General features: G+C 44.7%; 18 protein-coding genes. 4 read left to right on the top strand and 14 right to left on the bottom strand.

Annotated elements, in window-relative coordinates; all coding sequences use genetic code 11:
* Window positions 1–84 precede the first annotated feature (84 nt).
* The 9 genes from ELQ35_RS02540 to ELQ35_RS02500 form a co-directional block, all read right to left on the bottom strand.
* Window positions 85–1,587, bottom strand: a complete 1,503-nt coding sequence (locus ELQ35_RS02540) for a tetratricopeptide repeat protein (protein ID WP_126863290.1) — start codon at window positions 1,585–1,587, stop codon at window positions 85–87.
* Window positions 1,588–1,757: 170 nt separating this feature from the next.
* On the bottom strand, window positions 1,758–2,393 hold the full coding sequence (gene hisIE / locus ELQ35_RS02535; protein ID WP_126863289.1) for a bifunctional phosphoribosyl-AMP cyclohydrolase/phosphoribosyl-ATP diphosphatase HisIE: 636 nt from the start codon (window positions 2,391–2,393) through the stop codon (window positions 1,758–1,760).
* Window positions 2,390–3,148 carry an imidazole glycerol phosphate synthase subunit HisF gene (hisF, locus tag ELQ35_RS02530; protein ID WP_126863288.1) on the bottom strand — a complete coding sequence of 253 codons (759 nt, stop codon included), beginning with the start codon at window positions 3,146–3,148 and terminating at the stop codon, window positions 2,390–2,392. Before hisF ends, hisIE begins: the two co-directional genes overlap by 4 nt.
* Window positions 3,148–3,882, bottom strand: coding sequence for a 1-(5-phosphoribosyl)-5-[(5-phosphoribosylamino)methylideneamino]imidazole-4-carboxamide isomerase (gene hisA, locus ELQ35_RS02525; RefSeq protein WP_126863287.1), 735 nt, complete (start codon window positions 3,880–3,882; stop codon window positions 3,148–3,150). The genes hisF and hisA overlap by 1 nt, the downstream gene beginning before the upstream one ends.
* On the bottom strand, window positions 3,879–4,514 hold the full coding sequence (hisH, locus tag ELQ35_RS02520) for an imidazole glycerol phosphate synthase subunit HisH (RefSeq protein ID WP_126863286.1): 636 nt from the start codon (window positions 4,512–4,514) through the stop codon (window positions 3,879–3,881). The genes hisA and hisH overlap by 4 nt, the downstream gene beginning before the upstream one ends.
* Window positions 4,514–5,101, bottom strand: coding sequence for an imidazoleglycerol-phosphate dehydratase HisB (hisB, locus tag ELQ35_RS02515; RefSeq protein ID WP_126863285.1), 588 nt, complete (start codon window positions 5,099–5,101; stop codon window positions 4,514–4,516). Before hisB ends, hisH begins: the two co-directional genes overlap by 1 nt.
* Window positions 5,080–6,384 (bottom strand): histidinol dehydrogenase, encoded by a 1,305-nt coding sequence (gene hisD, locus ELQ35_RS02510; protein ID WP_126863284.1) that lies wholly within the window; start codon window positions 6,382–6,384, stop codon window positions 5,080–5,082. The genes hisB and hisD overlap by 22 nt, the downstream gene beginning before the upstream one ends.
* Window positions 6,385–6,603: 219 nt before the next feature.
* Window positions 6,604–7,242 carry an ATP phosphoribosyltransferase gene (gene hisG / locus ELQ35_RS02505; RefSeq protein ID WP_126863283.1) on the bottom strand — a complete coding sequence of 213 codons (639 nt, stop codon included), beginning with the start codon at window positions 7,240–7,242 and terminating at the stop codon, window positions 6,604–6,606.
* Window positions 7,235–8,419 (bottom strand): ATP phosphoribosyltransferase regulatory subunit, encoded by a 1,185-nt coding sequence (locus ELQ35_RS02500; protein ID WP_126863282.1) that lies wholly within the window; start codon window positions 8,417–8,419, stop codon window positions 7,235–7,237. Before ELQ35_RS02500 ends, hisG begins: the two co-directional genes overlap by 8 nt.
* A 352-nt stretch (window positions 8,420–8,771) precedes the next feature.
* On the opposite strand from ELQ35_RS02500, the gene ELQ35_RS02495 reads away from it, so the two are divergent.
* From ELQ35_RS02495 to ELQ35_RS22485, 3 genes are all read left to right on the top strand, one after another.
* On the top strand, window positions 8,772–9,857 hold the full coding sequence (locus ELQ35_RS02495) for a processed acidic surface protein (protein WP_126863281.1): 1,086 nt from the start codon (window positions 8,772–8,774) through the stop codon (window positions 9,855–9,857).
* Between the two features lies 1 nt (window position 9,858).
* Entirely contained in the window at window positions 9,859–10,494 is a 636-nt protein-coding gene (locus ELQ35_RS02490) for a class D sortase (RefSeq protein ID WP_126863280.1), read from the top strand.
* 120 nt (window positions 10,495–10,614) lie between these two features.
* Window positions 10,615–10,776 carry a YwzD family small protein gene (locus ELQ35_RS22485; protein ID WP_185861637.1) on the top strand — a complete coding sequence of 54 codons (162 nt, stop codon included), beginning with the start codon at window positions 10,615–10,617 and terminating at the stop codon, window positions 10,774–10,776.
* Between the two features lie 144 nt (window positions 10,777–10,920).
* Here ELQ35_RS22485 and ELQ35_RS02485 read toward each other — a convergent pair whose 3' ends face one another.
* Genes ELQ35_RS02485 through hprK form a run of 5 tightly spaced genes read right to left on the bottom strand, consistent with a single transcriptional unit; the run spans window position 10,921 to window position 14,844 of the window.
* Window positions 10,921–11,433: an acyltransferase gene (locus ELQ35_RS02485; RefSeq protein ID WP_126863279.1), complete on the bottom strand. Its 513-nt coding sequence runs from the start codon at window positions 11,431–11,433 to the stop codon at window positions 10,921–10,923.
* Entirely contained in the window at window positions 11,430–12,083 is a 654-nt protein-coding gene (ppaX, locus tag ELQ35_RS02480; protein ID WP_126863278.1) for a pyrophosphatase PpaX, read from the bottom strand. Before ppaX ends, ELQ35_RS02485 begins: the two co-directional genes overlap by 4 nt.
* A complete protein-coding gene (locus tag ELQ35_RS02475; protein ID WP_185861636.1) occupies window positions 12,073–13,017 on the bottom strand; it encodes a nucleoside recognition domain-containing protein in 945 nt (314 codons plus the stop codon). The genes ppaX and ELQ35_RS02475 overlap by 11 nt, the downstream gene beginning before the upstream one ends.
* Before the next feature lie 34 nt (window positions 13,018–13,051).
* A complete protein-coding gene (gene lgt, locus ELQ35_RS02470; protein WP_126863276.1) occupies window positions 13,052–13,864 on the bottom strand; it encodes a prolipoprotein diacylglyceryl transferase in 813 nt (270 codons plus the stop codon).
* Window positions 13,865–13,908: 44 nt separating this feature from the next.
* On the bottom strand, window positions 13,909–14,844 hold the full coding sequence (gene hprK / locus ELQ35_RS02465; protein WP_126863275.1) for an HPr(Ser) kinase/phosphatase: 936 nt from the start codon (window positions 14,842–14,844) through the stop codon (window positions 13,909–13,911).
* 254 nt (window positions 14,845–15,098) lie between these two features.
* Here hprK and ELQ35_RS02460 point away from each other — a divergent pair, with 254 nt between their 5' ends.
* Window positions 15,099–15,803, top strand: coding sequence for an N-acetylmuramoyl-L-alanine amidase (locus tag ELQ35_RS02460; RefSeq protein WP_126863274.1), 705 nt, complete (start codon window positions 15,099–15,101; stop codon window positions 15,801–15,803).
* Window positions 15,804–15,821: the final 18 nt, after the last annotated feature.

The raw sequence follows: 15,821 nt of genomic DNA, 5'->3' as shown, positions 1-15,821 counted from the left end.
CCTTCGATCGATCTTTTCCACTAACTATTAGTATTTCCTATCTACTATCCTATATAACAAATAAATATCAGTCCAAAAATTTGCTCATTGAAGGAGCGCATTCACTAATTTCACGTATTTGGATAGGGTAGACACCGAAATGAAATGTTTTTCCGCGATTTCCGGCTGGCTTTTTCTTTCATTGCGAAGCCTTTGCCATATATATTCCAAAGCTGCAGCCCAACCGGCGGGGTTGGTCAGCTTCTGGTTTGTTTTCCTTGCCTCCACAAACACCGAAAACCACATCAAGTACAATCCTGCCTCTGGAAGCTGCACGGGGTGAAAATGATGATACAGCATTTCCGCCGTCTGGTTCGCAAAATCGATTGCCGGCTGCGTCTTTTCCCTGCCCGGTTCCTTAACGGTGGCGGCATATTCTTTTTCAAGTGATGTAAAGAGCGGATTCTTTTGGAAAGCAGGGTGCATCAAAACATGCTCCTTTTGAGTCGAATGCTTCGCTAAAAATATCGCAAACAGCCTTTCTTCGATAAATTCGCTTCCCAGGCGTTTAATAATGGAAGGCAGGTGGTGTTCAAAGCCATTCACCGCAGAGTTCAAATCATTCCAGGGTTCCAGTCCTTCTTTTTCCGGATTAATCTCCAGCACCTTTTTCCAGGCTCGCAATGCAGTTCTTTCATGACCTAAATGGAAGGCGGACATACTAAGCCAGTAATAAAACGTTCCATCACCCTCGAATCCCAGTTTTTGAAGCTGCTTCAACCATTTATACGCAAATGCGTATTTGCCGATTAAAGCAAAGGTGGCCCCGAGCTTAAAGCGATGTTCCATTAACATTGGCCGGACTTTAGCCAGAGCCTTCACTAATTCTTCGACCTTTTCGTCGCTATGCTGGTAATAATGAAATACGACCATGTTGCATAGGGCATGCAGGTTGCCTGGACTCTTAGCAAGAATTTCCTCTAAGGTGTTGAAGGCCTCCTCTGTTTTTCCCAAGTAAAAATAAGCAAGCGCAAGATTGTTATAAGCTGACCAGAAGTCCGGATGTTCCTTTATCGTTTCATTCAGCACTTCAATCGCTTTTTGAAAATTGCCTGCCTCCAGATACTCACGAGCTTCTTCCTGCTTAAAAATCAATCCATCTTCATGCGCGAGGCTTTCTTCTGTTTCATCTGCCTCAAACATGATCAAATCCAGGAGATCCTCAGCATCTTCGCAGAATTCTCCATCTTCTTCTTTATCAAGATACGCGCTCGCGTGGCGGTATGCTTCCTTAAACATGCCTAAATGGGCATAATTGTTAGCTAAAAAATAATGGCATTCCGTCATATAAGGATCCAGGACATGCAATACATTCTCAAGCAAATTGTTAGAACGGCTGTATTCACCGATTTCCGTGCATGTGATTGCAAGCTGGCATGCAATCATCGGTTCAGTCGGTTCGAGCTCAAGCGCTCTTTCGAAATATTTTTTTGCTTTATATAAATCACGTCTATGATGTGCTTTTAAACCCTTGGAATAATAGTATTCTCCTGTTGGGTGAAAGGATAAAATTTTGGCCGTCTGGCCCAGTTTAGAGTCTTTAGCCATGAAATCCTCCATCTTCAAGTTGATTAACTATAGTAGTATACCATAACGGATAGGGTTTGAGTATCTTTCCATACTCTAGGATGAAAGCAACCCTCATTGCATAGTAGATACTGTCTACCATGTGAATAACTGCAAAAAATGAGAAGGGGTCTCGAACCCCTTCTCATTTTTCATTCTTTGCCGGCATGCCTTTGCTTTAGTACAGAGAGCACCGCCTCAAATGGCAGTTCCTGTTCCTGAAGCAGCACCAGCAAATGGTATAATAAATCAGCCGATTCCAATGATAACTCTTCGTGGCTTCTATTTTTCGCAGCGATAATGACCTCGGCTGCTTCTTCGCCGACTTTTTTGAGGATTTTGTCGACTCCCTCATCGAATAGGTAGGTTGTGTATGAACCTTCGGGCTTCGATTTTTTGCGCTCGGCGATAAGTGCTTCCAGCTCAAGTAAAAAGGAAGCGCCAGTATGTTCAGCCTCTGCTTTGCCTGCTTTATATACGGATTCTGTAAAACAGCTGGTTGTACCTTTGTGGCAGGCAGGTCCATTTGGTTTTACCAGGACCACAAGGGCATCACGGTCGCAATCTACTTTCATTTCAACAATTTTTTGGGTATTTCCGCTTGTTTCCCCTTTATGCCACAGTTCATTTCGTGACCGGCTAAAGAACCACGTTTCCCCTTTTTCAACGGAAAGCTGAAGGGATTCTTTATTCATGTAGGCAAGCGTCAGAACTTCTTTTGTGTCTGCCTCTTGAACAATAGCGGGAATCAACCCATTCTCATCAAATGTGACATCATTTATATTCATCTCACAACCACTCCTTGCTGTTTAAGAAACGACTTTACTTCTTTGACCGAGGTTTCTTTATAATGGAAAATCGAAGCGGCCAGAGCTGCATCAGCTTTTCCCTCTTTAAAGGCATCCTCGAAATGCCCGGCGTTTCCAGCGCCGCCCGATGCGATGACCGGGACTGTTACTGCTTCACTTACTGCTTTTGTCAACTGAAGATTAAAGCCGCTTTTTTCACCGTCGTTATCCATGCTCGTCAGGAGTATTTCTCCTGCACCCCGGTCTACTGCTTCCCTGGCCCAGGTGATAACATCCTGCTCTGTCGATTTTCTGCCGCCATGAGTATATACTCTCCAGGTGCCGATCGATTCATCATATTTGGCGTCTATGGCTACAACGATACACTGTGAGCCAAAATAGCCGGCTCCTTCATTGATTAATTCAGGGCGCAGCACAGCGGCCGTATTTAATGATACTTTATCAGCACCGGCGCGCAAAATCCGTTTCATATCCTCTAATGAGTTAATGCCACCGCCTACTGTAAACGGAATCGCAAGGCTCGCGGCGACGGATTTTACGACCTCGACCATCGTTTGCCTTCCTTCGTGTGATGCTGAAATATCCAGGAAAACCAGCTCATCGGCGCCTTCTCGATCATAAAAGGCCGCCAGTTCAACAGGATCGCCGGCATCCCGCAGCGAAACAAATTGAATTCCTTTCACAACTCTTCCTTCTTTTACATCCAGGCAGGGGATGATTCGTTTTGTAAGCATTATCCACGCACCTTCTCTAACGCTTCTTTAACCGTGAAGCGATTCGAATAAAGAGCTTTTCCAACAATCGTACCGACGATGCCATGGGCCTGGTTTGCTTTAAGCGAATGGATATCCTCGAGGCTGCTGACGCCCCCTGACGCAATCACATCTCGTCCGGTTTCTTCCGCCATCCGGACAACTCCCTCAATATTCGGGCCTGACAGCATTCCATCGGTGGCAATATCGGTTACGATAAACACTTCCGCCCCGGCGTCCGCCACCGCTTTGCCAAGTTCATAAGCATCGGTCCCGGAAGTCTGAAGCCAGCCATGTGTGGCCGCTTTCCCATCCTTTGCGTCAATCCCAATGGCAATATGGCTGCCATACTTTCGAATCATTTCTTTTGTGAAATTTGGATCCGAAACGACGACACTACCTAAAATCACTCGCGAAACGCCGTTTTCAAGGTAATGGACTACATCCGCTTCCGTACGGATCCCACCGCCAATCTGGATGTTAGCAGAAAGTTCCTTCGCTGCCTGGGTTACGTATTTGCCATTGATGCGTTCCCCCGTTCTGGCCCCGTCCAAATCAACCATATGAATCCATTCGGCGCCTTGGTCCGCAAAGCTCTTTGCCATATCGAAAGGAGAGTCGCCATAAACCGTTTCCTGGTTATAATCACCTTGAATCAAACGGACACACTTCCCTCCGAGCATATCAATCGCCGGATAGATGGTAAAGTTACTCATCGGACACCCTTCCCTTCCACTAATTCTAAGTAATTTTTCAAAAGAGACATGCCCATGCTGCTGCTTTTTTCAGGATGAAATTGCATGCCATATACAGAACCTCTGCCGACTATTGCAGGAACTTCTCCATGGTAATCGGCAGAAGCTATTACCACGCTCTTATCATCCGTTTTCAAATAATAGGAATGGACAAAATAAACGTAATCCTCTTGAAAATCTGTAACCAAGTCTGATTCATTGGTAAACTTCAAAAAGTTCCAGCCCATGTGCGGCACTTTATAGCTCTCTCCGTTTTTATCTGTACCCGGGAAACGGACAACCTTTCCAGGCAGCAAAGCTAAGCCGTTGGACAACCCATTCTCTTCACTTTCCTCAAATAACAGCTGCATCCCAAGACAGATTCCAAGCAGCGGCTTTCCACTGGACGCATAGTCTTTAATAAAACCTGATAACTCCTGCCTGTCTAAAAGGGTCATCGCATCCTTAAACGAACCGACACCCGGCAGGATAAGCCCCTTCGCATTGCCTAGCTCTGCAGGATCATCGGAAATAAACCATTCCGTACCAAGACGCTCCAGTGCCTGACTTACGCTAAAGAGGTTGCCCATGCCGTAATCAATAATGCCGATCATTACAACATCCCTTTCGTTGAAGGAATACCCTTCACCCTTGGGTCAATCGAGGTTGCTTCATCAAGTGCCCGTCCCAACGCTTTAAAAACGGCTTCAATCATATGGTGTGTATTCTGGCCGTAATGAACGATTACATGCAGGTTCATCCTCGCTTCGAGTGCTAGCTTCCAGAGGAACTCATGTACTAATTCTGTATCAAAGCAGCCTACTTTTTGCGACGGAAAAGAGGCTCGGAATTCAAGATGCGGACGGTTGCTCAGGTCGACAACCACCTGGGCCAGCGCTTCATCCATTGGTACAAAAGCATTGCCATAGCGCCGAATCCCCTTTTTATCGCCAAGTGCTTTAACAAGGGCCTGTCCCAGGCAAATCCCGATATCCTCTGTCGTATGATGACCATCCACCTCTATATCGCCTTTGGCATCAACCGTCATATCAAAGTGACCGTGCTTTGTGAACAAATCAAGCATGTGAGTCATGAAAGGAACCCCTGTTTCAATAGAGGAGGTGCCTTCCCCATCAATCGAAAAATCGAGCTTTATATTTGTTTCATTTGTGTTTCGCTCTATGTTTGCAACCCGCTGCATCCTGCGCTGCCCCCTTTATTAGTCTTCCTCGCTTCTACCGCACGTGCGTGTGCCTCAAGCCCTTCCAGTCTGGCAAAGGCTGCAATTTTCGCCGAGTTATCTCGGAAAGCATCTTCACTATACATAATGATGCTTGATTTCTTTTGAAAGTCATCAACGTTTAAAGGACTGGAAAACCGTGCTGTCCCATTTGTCGGCAGCACATGGTTGGGGCCTGCAAAATAGTCCCCCACCGGCTCACTGCTATAACGGCCAAGAAAAATCGCGCCAGCGTGGCGGATTTTCGCCATCACTTCCAGCGGTTTTTCTGTGAGAATCTCCAAATGCTCCGGCGCCAGCTCATTAACTGCTTCGACGGCATCCGCAGTGTCCTCACAGAGAATAATCCGGCCGTAGTCTTTAATTGCCTGCTCGGCAATCTCCCGGCGCGGAAGCCGTGCAAGCTGATTTTCCACCTCAGCGGAAACTTCCTCTGCAAGTTTCAGGGAAGTTGTCACCAATACACTGCAGGCCCGCGGGTCATGCTCCGCCTGTGAAAGCAAATCAGAGGCCGCTTCAGAAGCAACTGCCGTTTCATCTGCCAGGATCGCAATTTCACTCGGCCCGGCAATCATATCAATGGCAACATCGCCGAACACTTCCCGTTTTGCCAGTGCGACAAAAATATTTCCCGGCCCAACAATTTTATCCACCTTTGCAATCGTTTGCGTTCCATAGGCAAGGGCAGCAATCGCCTGAGCCCCGCCAACTTTGTAAATCTCAGTGACGCCTGCTATTTTTGCAGCAGCGAGAACGACAGGTGCCAGCTTGCCGTCCTTTGCCGGCGGTGAGACCATGACAATCCGCTGCACACCGGCTACGAGCGCAGGAAGAACATTCATCAAAACAGATGACGGATAGGCCGCAGTTCCACCAGGTACATAAACCCCGACCGCATCCAGCGCCGTAATCTTCTGTCCAAGCATCGTACCTGTTTCATCGGTCGTCATCCAGGAATTGCGCTGCTGTTTTTGATGGAAGGATTGAATATTCCCGGCCGCTTCACGAATAATCGCGATATGCTCCTTGCTAAGCGCTGCTGTGCCTTCCTCTATTTCCTTTTCAGTAACTTTCAGACCAGTTAATTTCACGCCATCAAAACGCTCCGTATATGTAAATAACGCCAAATCCCCGCTATTCCTTACATCTAATATGATGTCCCGAACCGTATTTCTCTGTTCATCTGTACCGGAATCAACCGAACGTTTTAAGGACACCCCTTCTGAGTATCTTTCGATTTTCATATACTCACCTCTTTCTATATAAGTTGGAGGAAACTCTCTCATATTAAAAGTCGTAGTTCTAGTTTTGGCGTCTCTTTTTCTGTTTTGTCGTCACTTTTTTAGTTTTGTCGTCACTTTTTAATTTTCGTCGTCTCTTTTTCTGTTTTGGCGTCTGGTTTCTAGTTTTGGCGCCACTTTTTTAATTTTGGCGTCTGGTTTCTAGTTTTGTCTAACAAGTGTTTATCGCTTCAACGATTCAATTACCGGCGTAAGCCGTTCGACGATTTCCGTGATCCGCTGTTCTTTAATGCGGTAGCTAACCGGATTTGCAACCAGCCTTGAAGTTACATCGGCAATTCGTGCATATTCCACCAAACCGTTTTCCTTCAGCGTCTGTCCGGTTGATACGATATCGACGATTAGCTCGGCAAGTCCGATTAACGGGGCCAATTCGATTGAACCATTCAACTTAATAATTTCAACCTGCTCGCCTTGTTCTCGGAAATATCCTGAGGCCACATTCGGATACTTGCTGGCAACCCTTGGGGCGACATCACTTAAAGTTGTATCAGGCAGGCCTGCAACCGCCAAATAGCAGGCGCTGATTTTTAAGTCAAGGAGTTCATATACATCCCGTTCCTCTTCCAGCATAACATCTTTCCCGGCAATGCCAATGTCGGCGACGCCATGCTCGACATATGTAACGACATCCATCGGTTTTGCCAGTATGAAACGGAGATTTTCTTCTTCTACTTCAAGGATTAATTTCCGGGAGTCGTCGAATTCCGGAGGCAGCTGGAAGTTCGCTTTTCTCAGCAGCTCAACCGCTTCCTCGAATATTCTTCCTTTCGGCATCGCAATTGTTAGAAAGCTATTCATCCCTGCTTGCCCCTCCTTTGCCAATAAAGAATTGCACATCGGAAAATGTGGCCGTGAACGCATCAACATTTTGGACGGCATTGATATCCTGAATCGCTACTCTTCTTCCTTCCGTTCTTCTCTTCCGTGCATAAGCCAGTGCTTCTTGTCTGTGTTCCTGGCTGAATAAGACACATTCGATAGGCTCCCGCGCGTTTAGTTCCCCTAACGCTTCCGTCAACCGGTCCATCCGGATGGCAAAACCGGTTGCAGGTGTATCCCAGTCAAATTTTTGGAACAAGCTGTCATATCTGCCGCCGTTTCCGATCAGCGAACCGACCTGCCCTGCATACACTTCAAACAAAGTCCCGGTGTAATAGCTCATATGGCTGACAAGCGTTAAATCGAAGCTAATGTATGGTTCGACGCCAAACTCTTTTAATTGCATATATAGTTCTTTTAATTCATACAGTGTTTCTTTACCTCTGCCATTTTCAAGCAGCTGCATGGCATTTTCTATCGTCTCTTCCCCTCCCTGAAGTGAAATGAACTGGATCAGCCTTTGTTTATCAATGGAGGAAAGTGGAAGAAATTTAATATGTTCCCGGTAGCCTACGTAATTTTTTTCATATAAAAACTTTCTTAATACAGCGGCTCTTTCCTCATTTCCAAGGATACCGGTAAACAACTCCTGCAGAAAACCTACATGCCCGATGGAAATCTTAAATCCATCCAGGCCGGCTTCCTTTAAAACAGATACCAATAGAGAGATAATTTCCGCATCGGCACTGATAGAACCATTGCCAATGCACTCGATCCCGATCTGCTCAAATTCAACAGGTTTGCCGCCTTCGATTTGCTGGGCGCGATAAACGTTTTCCGAATACGCCAGCCGAGTCGGAATTTGCTGTTTTAAAAGCTTGGACGCTGCTACTCTCGCAATCGGTGTCGTCATTTCGGGACGTAAGACGAGCGTATGACCTTGTTGATCGAGGAGTTTAAACAGCTGCGCGTCTAAAATCGCAGAAGTCTCGCCGATTGTTTCATAAAATTCCAGAGCCGGTGTTTCAATAAATTGATAGCCCCACTGTTTTATTTCTTCGCTCATTTTATTTCTTATTACTTGTTTCGTTTCGTATAAAAGCGGAAGAGTGTCTCTCATTCCGAGCGGTTTTTCAAACATAAACGGCTTAGTCATGGCCACACGTCCTTTTTAAATTGATAGGCATAGGCTTTTAGTGCTTTTTTTAGGATAAAAGTGTCCTTTACTTATATTACCCATTTAACATTAGTTTCTCTGTAAACTCAAAGATTCGTTTTTCAATTGCTTTAGTTCGCTAATATAGTGAAGTTATAGTCTTAGTCTACCGCTGATGACTTTTTACGTCAAGAAATCATGATAAATAAGCTTAATGTACTGAATTATCATAGTTATTTGAAAAAATACTATTTTTACCGCTATTTTCCAATAAAGTTTTTCTATTCTATTTACCAATATAAGATTATAATTTTCTAGAAGTTATTTTACATAGAGTAATAGGGGGAGAAAAATGAAAAAGTTTTTGATGATCATCGTAAGTGCTGTAATCGTTCTCATGTTCAGTGTACCAGCGTTTGCAGCAGGTATTACCGATGAAGAGCTGAATGGTTATTTAGCCGGTACTATGACAGTAAAAGAGTTCAAAGAGGAATACCTGGCCAGCTGGGAGATTGACTTAAAAGATTATGAGTCATTAGATGAATTGCGCGAAGATTTCGGGGAACCGCTTACTGAGGAGAATCTTGCAAACTATTTAGAAGAGAATCAAATTTCCGAGGAAGAGCTTAAAGACATTTTGATAGAATATGGTGAATTGGAGGAAGGCCAAAGTATTCTTGATGGCGAATATCTTCAATTTACTTCCGATCTGGATTTTTACCTTGAAGACGAAGAAGATTATCAACTTACTGATGAAGATTACGAGGCAATGAAAGAAGATTTCTATGCTGAAATAAAGGATATGTTCGACGAATTGAGTATTACCAGAGCAGAATATGATGCTTTATTCGATCACGTCAACACCGTTCGCAAGGATACAGACATTACGAGCTCCATAGAAGAGCTTGATGTACTGGCTGGTGAAATGATGTCTGTCGGTGATTTCGAGACTATCGATGAAATTTCCGACGAGGAAATCGCCCAGATGCTAAAAATCTACGATGAAATCCAACGAATTTTCCAAGTAAAATTTACGTACGCGCTTGTGAAAGACGGAGTTGAGAAAGAATTATCACTGGAGGCATTAATGCAGCTTGAAGATCCTGGTAAAGCTTCATTAAAGGTTTATGTTACCGATCTAAATGGCAAGCTGCTTTTAGATTTAATTGTAACTCCTGAAATGTTTGGATCTGAATTTATCGAGAAAACCGGAAGTGACCTTAAAGGATCTACAGAGGTCGTAAAGGAAGTACAACAAAAAGAGGTACAACAGAAAGAAGTAAAGCATAAAGAAATGAAACATAAAGTCCCAATCAAGACAGAAAAAGGCGGCAAGCTTCCAAAAACAGCCGGCAATTATATGGCCGGAATGCTATTCGGAATTCTTTTATTGGGCGGATCATTCGTATTCCTGAAAAAAGCGCGATCTGTTAAATAAGATGAAGGAAAAACAGCCTTCAAAGAAGAGAACCTGGCTGATCGCTTGTGCAGTATTGCTGTTTTGTGGCGGTATCTATTTTACAACAACAAACGCGTTTACATTTATCAAAGGGTATGCGATGTATAAGATTGATAAGCCTGAGGCTGCCGCAGAGACCAAGCCTCAAAAGAGTCTCCCTGCTTCCAAACCAGAGAAAAAAGAAGAAGTCCTTTATCCGGAAAGGCCGAAAACCGGTGAAATGATGGGAGAACTTTATATCCCTAAGCTGGAGAAAAGTCTCTCGATTTACCATGGCACAGATGAGAATGAACTGGAAAAAGGCGTTGGCCATTATGCACAATCGGTCCTTCCCGGCGAGCGCGATAATTCCGTTTTGTCAGGACATCGCGACACGGTTTTTCGCAGGCTGGGAGAAGTCGGAAAAGGTGACTTGCTTATAGCCAGAACAGAGGCAGGGACATTTACTTACAAGGTCAGGAAGGTGCGGATAGTAGATGCCGATGACCGAACAGTGATCGTCCCCAAGCCGAAAGCCACTCTTACCGTTACTACCTGCTACCCATTTTCGTTTATCGGCCATGCACCGGAGCGTTACGTATTGGTCGCTGATTTACTAACAAGTGAAATGAAATAGAAAGCTGCTATGTTTAGCAGCTTTTTATTGCGGGTAAATGGATCAAGGTGTACCCAATAAACGACAAATTTCGCCGAAAAGATGTATTTTTCACTTTTCCAGGAAGGACGACTATCTATCATGGATAAGCAAACACAAGAGAACTTTTTTCAGCTTCTAAAACACACCTATGAAACTACCTTGAACCGTAATGATATCTCATTGGAAGAATTAATGACTACCTTAAAAGATGAGCTCGTGGTTTTATTTGCCGAAACCAACAAAGGACCTGACCGTTTGTAGGGCAAGTCCTTTTTATATTGGAATTATGCAACGGCTGTTTCTATATGGCTTCTGTTTTGTAGCCAAGCTTTTGTTTTGGTTGCTAAACCTAAATTCCTAATTTGGAACTGTTTACATTCAAATGGCGTCACAGCTTGCCTTTTCCTATTCAAGCATCCCCCGCTGCGCCATTTCTTCTTTCGTATAAATCATTTTCATCGGATTGCCACCGACAAACGCTCCCTCGGGGACATCCTTATGGACGAGTGTACCCGCCGAAACAATGGCACCGCTTCCGATCGTTATGCCTGGCAGGATCGTTGAATTGGCACCGATCATGACCTCATCCCCGATATGGACCTCTCCGATACGATATTCCTTGATTAAATACTCATGTGCCAGAATCGTGGTATTATAGCCGATCACTGTATTCCGGCCGATTGAAATTTTCTCTGGGAACATGACATCAAGCATGACCATGAGTGCAAATGAGGTTTGGTCGCCAACCTTCATCCTCAGGAAAGTCCGGTACATCCAGTTTTTTGCCGCTAAAAAAGGTGTATACCGTGCCAGTTGAATCACGATAAAGTTTTTTACAACCTTCGAAAACGGGACTGTACTATAAACATGCCATAACGAGTTCGCACCTTCAACCATGTGTCTTTCGGTGCGTCTCATTTCCCTGGATCCCCGAGGATTCTTAATAAATCACCCATGTGTTCAAGAATGTAATCCGGCTTAAATTCCTCCAGATATTCACGGCCTTTCACCGTCCAGGCGACTCCTGCCGTTTGTGTTCCGGCATTTTTCCCGGCAAGAACATCATGATGGTTATCGCCAATCATCATGGCTTCTGATGGAGACGAGTTCAGAAGATGAAGCGCCTTTAACACAGGTTCCGGATCCGGTTTGGCTCTCACGACATCATCCAATGATACAATCACTTCAAAAAAATCATCCAGCTTGCTCAGATGCAGACCTTTGAGGACGACATCGCGCTTTTTTGTCGTAACGATACCGAGTTTATATCCTTCCTCACACAAAGCCCTGATCGTTTCATAAACGCCTTCATATTCCGTCACCATCGCATCGTGATTTTGGATATTATGCTCACGGTAGCGGGCGATCATTTCCTCGACCCGCTCCTGGTCGATCGAATAGAAAGTGTCAGAGAGAGGCGGCCCGATAAACGGTAAAATGTCTTCACGTGTGTATTTATCAGGATAGTAATGATTTAAAGTCGCTGTAAATGAAGCAATGATTAAATCGTTCGTATTGATCAATGTTCCGTCTAAATCAAAAAGTAGTGTCGTTATCTTATTGCCCATATGTTGCTTCCTTCCTTTGTGTAATATCAGAGCGGTTCCATATAAAGCCGACGATCATTGTCAATAGAAATGCTACAGCAAGCCTAATTAATAATAGCGGTAAGACCGGAATGCCGAGGGGAATAAAAATCAATGTATCTTCGACAACGGCATGACAGGCAACCAGAAAGATAAATGCTAATGTAATATCCTTTTTGCTGACATTGTCCTCCCGGACAGCCTGGATCATCACTCCGGCCCCGTAGGCAAGGCCAATTGTCAAACCCGCAACGAGTGTCATTGAGGCATTTGGCTTCATGCCGAGAATCTTCATCAAGGGTGCCAGCAGCCGCGAAAATACATCAAGCCATCTTAAGTCCTTCATGATTTGGATAACCACCATGAGCGGGATTACAATGATGGCAAGCTGAAGAACCCCTGAAGCCGCTTTTTGGGTTCCATATAAAAGGATCGCCCCGATTCCGTCCAGCTCCGGGGCACCGGCGCTGATAAAACCGTACTGTGCCGTTTCACTTCCGCCGTGCCAGACCAGGTTGATTACAACAGCGGAAATAACCGCGAGCCCAATCCGTACGGTCAGGATAATCCATAGCTTCACCCCCGTCTTAAGGGCAACCCCGGATTCAATCAGCAGGTTATGGGAAAAAGAAAGCATGACTGCAATAATGAATACTTCTTTTACCGAAAGTTCGAGGGTCAAAATCCCGGCAATCCCGGCATATAAATTCAAGAAATTACCCAGGACGAGTGGAATGGCCGCATCTCCTGGGAGTCCAAACAGGTTCATCAACGGAGCGATAACTTTGATAACCCAATCGAGCACTGGTGTATATTGAAGCACAGAAATGATCAGAGTGACCGGAAAAATGATCTTTCCGAGGGTCCATGTTGTTTTCAGGCCGGCAAGCAGTCCTTTTTTAACCGAATCTATCATCAATTTCCTTCTCCCCTTGTCGGGCATATTGCCTTTAAGATTCTAAATATCTCTTGTCTGCATAGCCGCGCGTTCTTCTAAAAATAATTAAAACAGCCGCAATGACTATTAACGCAATCGAGATGACCTGTGCCATTCGAAGCGTTTCCGTCAGCATCAAGCTGTCCGTACGGAGTCTTTCGATAAAGAAACGGCCGACTGAATACCAGATTACATACGCCAGGAACAGTTCTCCCTGACGCAAGTTTGCTTTCCTCAATAGAACAAGGATAACAACCCCGACAATGTTCCAAACAGATTCATATAAGAATGTTGGATGATAATAGGAACCGTTTATGTACATTTGGTTGATAATAAAGTCAGGAAGAAGCAGATTCTCCAAAAACGCCCTGCTTACTTCCCCGCCATGTGCTTCCTGGTTTATGAAGTTTCCCCAGCGCCCAATGGCCTGGCCAAGCAGGAGACTTGGCGCTGCAATATCCGCGAGCTTCCAGAAAGATACCTTTTTGATCCTGGCAAATACAACAGCGGTGGCAACGGAACCTATAAGGGCACCATGAATGGCAATCCCGCCATGCCAAACCTTTATAATTTCCCCTGGATGCTGGCTGTAATAATCCCATTCGAATAGCACATAATAAATCCTTGCACAGATAATGGCAATCGGAACAGCAAACAAGATTAAGTCAACAAATGTATCCTTGCTTAGCCCCCTTCTTTCTGCTTCCCTGACAGCGAGGTACAGGGCAAGCAGCACACCGGCACCAATAATCAGGCCATACCAGTGTACCTGCAGCGGCCCCAAATCTAAGGCAATCGGGTTTAATGGCTTTATTTCTTCTTCCATACAGACTCCCTCTTTCTATCAACTTTTCATAAACAATTAGTTACTTAATAATCTTCATGGGCTCCCTGGGAGATCGCATTATTCAATCGGTTTGAAAACTGCTCAGCCGCGTTGACTCCCATTCGTTTTAACCGGAAATTCATCGCCGCCACTTCGATAATGACAGCCAGGTTCCGTCCAGGACGGACAGGTACCGTTAACGTCGTAACATCCGTATCAATAATTTTCATCGTTTCCTCGTCGAGGCCAACCCGGTCATATTGCTTATTTTTTTCCCATAATTCAAGGTGGATCACGAGCGATATTTTCTTATTACTGCGCACCGCACCGGCCCCGAATAAGGTCATTACGTTAATGATGCCGAGTCCGCGAATATCAAGCAAATGCTCAATCAACTCTGGAGCATTACCTACGAGCGTGTCCTGATCCTCCTGACGAATTTCAACGCAATCATCGGCAACAAGCCGATGTCCCCGCTTGACTAATTCAAGGGCCGTCTCACTTTTACCGACTCCGCTTTTCCCAGTAATCAAAACGCCTACTCCGTAAATATCGATCAAGACCCCATGGATCGCGGTCGTAGGAGCCAGTTTACTTTCTAGAAAATTTGTCAGATGGCTGAACAATCTTGTTGTCTTCATGTTCGATCTCATTACCGGCACTGATTCACGTTCGGATGCCTGCATTAATTCTTCGGGAACTTCCTGGCCGCGGGTAATGATAATTCCCGGAGTAATATCGCGGCACAGCTCTTCCATCCTGATTCTCTGCTCCGGCTCGCTCAGTTTGTTAAAGAAACTCATCTCCGTCATCCCAAGCAGCTGCAGCCGTTCAGCCGGATAATAATCAAAGAAACCGGCAATCTCCAATCCTGGCCGTGAAAGGTCACTGGTCACAATCGGTCGGTTAATCCCTTCTTCCCCGCTAATTAGTTCTAATTTAAATGTTTCGATTACATCTTTTATGCGGACTTTAGCCATTTATGTGATTCCCCCTTTGAAGTCTATTCAGTAAAGCGCACCTTTTAGTAATATTGCTTAAAGTAAATGCTCCCTCTATTTTAGCATTTTTTGAAAAAGAACCAAACTAAGGATTAAAAAACATTCATTCCATTCTCATAGCTGGTGTATTAAAATTCTTTTAGGGAAGGCACTTCCTTTTGCATCCTTATATATATAATTCTGTGAGGGAACTGTCCTCTCACTTTATATTTCTTATAGAAAGGGGTTCTATTATGAAAATTATCCTTGATGCCGGACATGGTTATCAAACGTCCGGAAAACGGACACCGGATGGGATGCAGGAGTACGAATTTAACCGTGCTGTTGCTTCCCATGCTAAATTACTTTTGGACAAGCATGAGGGAGTCACGGTCCATTTCACACATTCAGATCATGAGGATACTCCACTACGCCAGAGAACCGACCGTGCCAACGTTCTAAAAGCTGATGTGTTCGTTTCGATTCATGCAAATGCATTCGGAAATGGCTCATGGAACGACGCCTGCGGGATTGAAACATTTGTGTATACTTCGAAACCAATAGAATCACTCACTCTTGCAGAAAAGATCCAAAGTAACATGACAGCCATGACTGGGCTTTCCGACCGCGGCGTGAAAGCAGCCAACTTCCATGTCCTTCGCGAAACAATTTGCCCTTCCATTCTCGTTGAATGTGGCTTTATGACCAACCTCCATGAATCCGCCCTCCTCCATTCCGATGAATATCGGAAGATCTGCGCAAAAGCGATTGTAAAAAGTATCGTCGAACAGTTTCAACTGAATTCCGAAAAAGCATCTTTCAATAATCAGAAGAAAGTGCAGGATGGTACAACCATGTATCGAGTTCAGGCCGGTGCCTTCAAAAACAGGAAAAATGCTGAAGAACTTGTAAAACAATTAAAGCAGGCCGGCTTTGAAAGCACGATCATTCAAGATTAATAAAGCAAAGGTCCAGGA

It is taken from the genome of Peribacillus cavernae (assembly GCF_003989135.1).
In the GTDB taxonomy this organism is placed as follows: domain Bacteria; phylum Bacillota; class Bacilli; order Bacillales; family DSM-1321; genus Peribacillus; species Peribacillus cavernae.
The sequence above is the reverse complement of the archived record's forward strand: the minus strand, read 5'-3'. Positions and strand labels throughout refer to the sequence as shown.

Bases quoted from the DNA above. Each gene is read 5' to 3' on its own strand.
- ELQ35_RS02540 (WP_126863290.1), bottom strand. From the start codon at position 1,587: ATGGCTAAAGACTCTAAACTGGGCCAGACGGCCAAAATTTTATCCTTT.
- hisIE (WP_126863289.1), bottom strand. From the start codon at position 2,393: ATGAATATAAATGATGTCACATTTGATGAGAATGGGTTGATTCCCGCT.
- hisF (WP_126863288.1), bottom strand. From the start codon at position 3,148: ATGCTTACAAAACGAATCATCCCCTGCCTGGATGTAAAAGAAGGAAGA.
- hisA (WP_126863287.1), bottom strand. From the start codon at position 3,882: ATGAGTAACTTTACCATCTATCCGGCGATTGATATGCTCGGAGGGAAG.
- hisH (WP_126863286.1), bottom strand. From the start codon at position 4,514: ATGATCGGCATTATTGATTACGGCATGGGCAACCTCTTTAGCGTAAGT.
- hisB (WP_126863285.1), bottom strand. From the start codon at position 5,101: ATGCAGCGGGTTGCAAACATAGAGCGAAACACAAATGAAACAAATATA.
- hisD (WP_126863284.1), bottom strand. From the start codon at position 6,384: ATGAAAATCGAAAGATACTCAGAAGGGGTGTCCTTAAAACGTTCGGTT.
- hisG (WP_126863283.1), bottom strand. From the start codon at position 7,242: ATGAATAGCTTTCTAACAATTGCGATGCCGAAAGGAAGAATATTCGAG.
- ELQ35_RS02500 (WP_126863282.1), bottom strand. From the start codon at position 8,419: ATGACTAAGCCGTTTATGTTTGAAAAACCGCTCGGAATGAGAGACACT.
- ELQ35_RS02495 (WP_126863281.1), top strand. From the start codon at position 8,772: ATGAAAAAGTTTTTGATGATCATCGTAAGTGCTGTAATCGTTCTCATG.
- ELQ35_RS02490 (WP_126863280.1), top strand. From the start codon at position 9,859: ATGAAGGAAAAACAGCCTTCAAAGAAGAGAACCTGGCTGATCGCTTGT.
- ELQ35_RS22485 (WP_185861637.1), top strand. From the start codon at position 10,615: ATGGATAAGCAAACACAAGAGAACTTTTTTCAGCTTCTAAAACACACC.
- ELQ35_RS02485 (WP_126863279.1), bottom strand. From the start codon at position 11,433: ATGAGACGCACCGAAAGACACATGGTTGAAGGTGCGAACTCGTTATGG.
- ppaX (WP_126863278.1), bottom strand. From the start codon at position 12,083: ATGGGCAATAAGATAACGACACTACTTTTTGATTTAGACGGAACATTG.
- ELQ35_RS02475 (WP_185861636.1), bottom strand. From the start codon at position 13,017: ATGATAGATTCGGTTAAAAAAGGACTGCTTGCCGGCCTGAAAACAACA.
- lgt (WP_126863276.1), bottom strand. From the start codon at position 13,864: ATGGAAGAAGAAATAAAGCCATTAAACCCGATTGCCTTAGATTTGGGG.
- hprK (WP_126863275.1), bottom strand. From the start codon at position 14,844: ATGGCTAAAGTCCGCATAAAAGATGTAATCGAAACATTTAAATTAGAA.
- ELQ35_RS02460 (WP_126863274.1), top strand. From the start codon at position 15,099: ATGAAAATTATCCTTGATGCCGGACATGGTTATCAAACGTCCGGAAAA.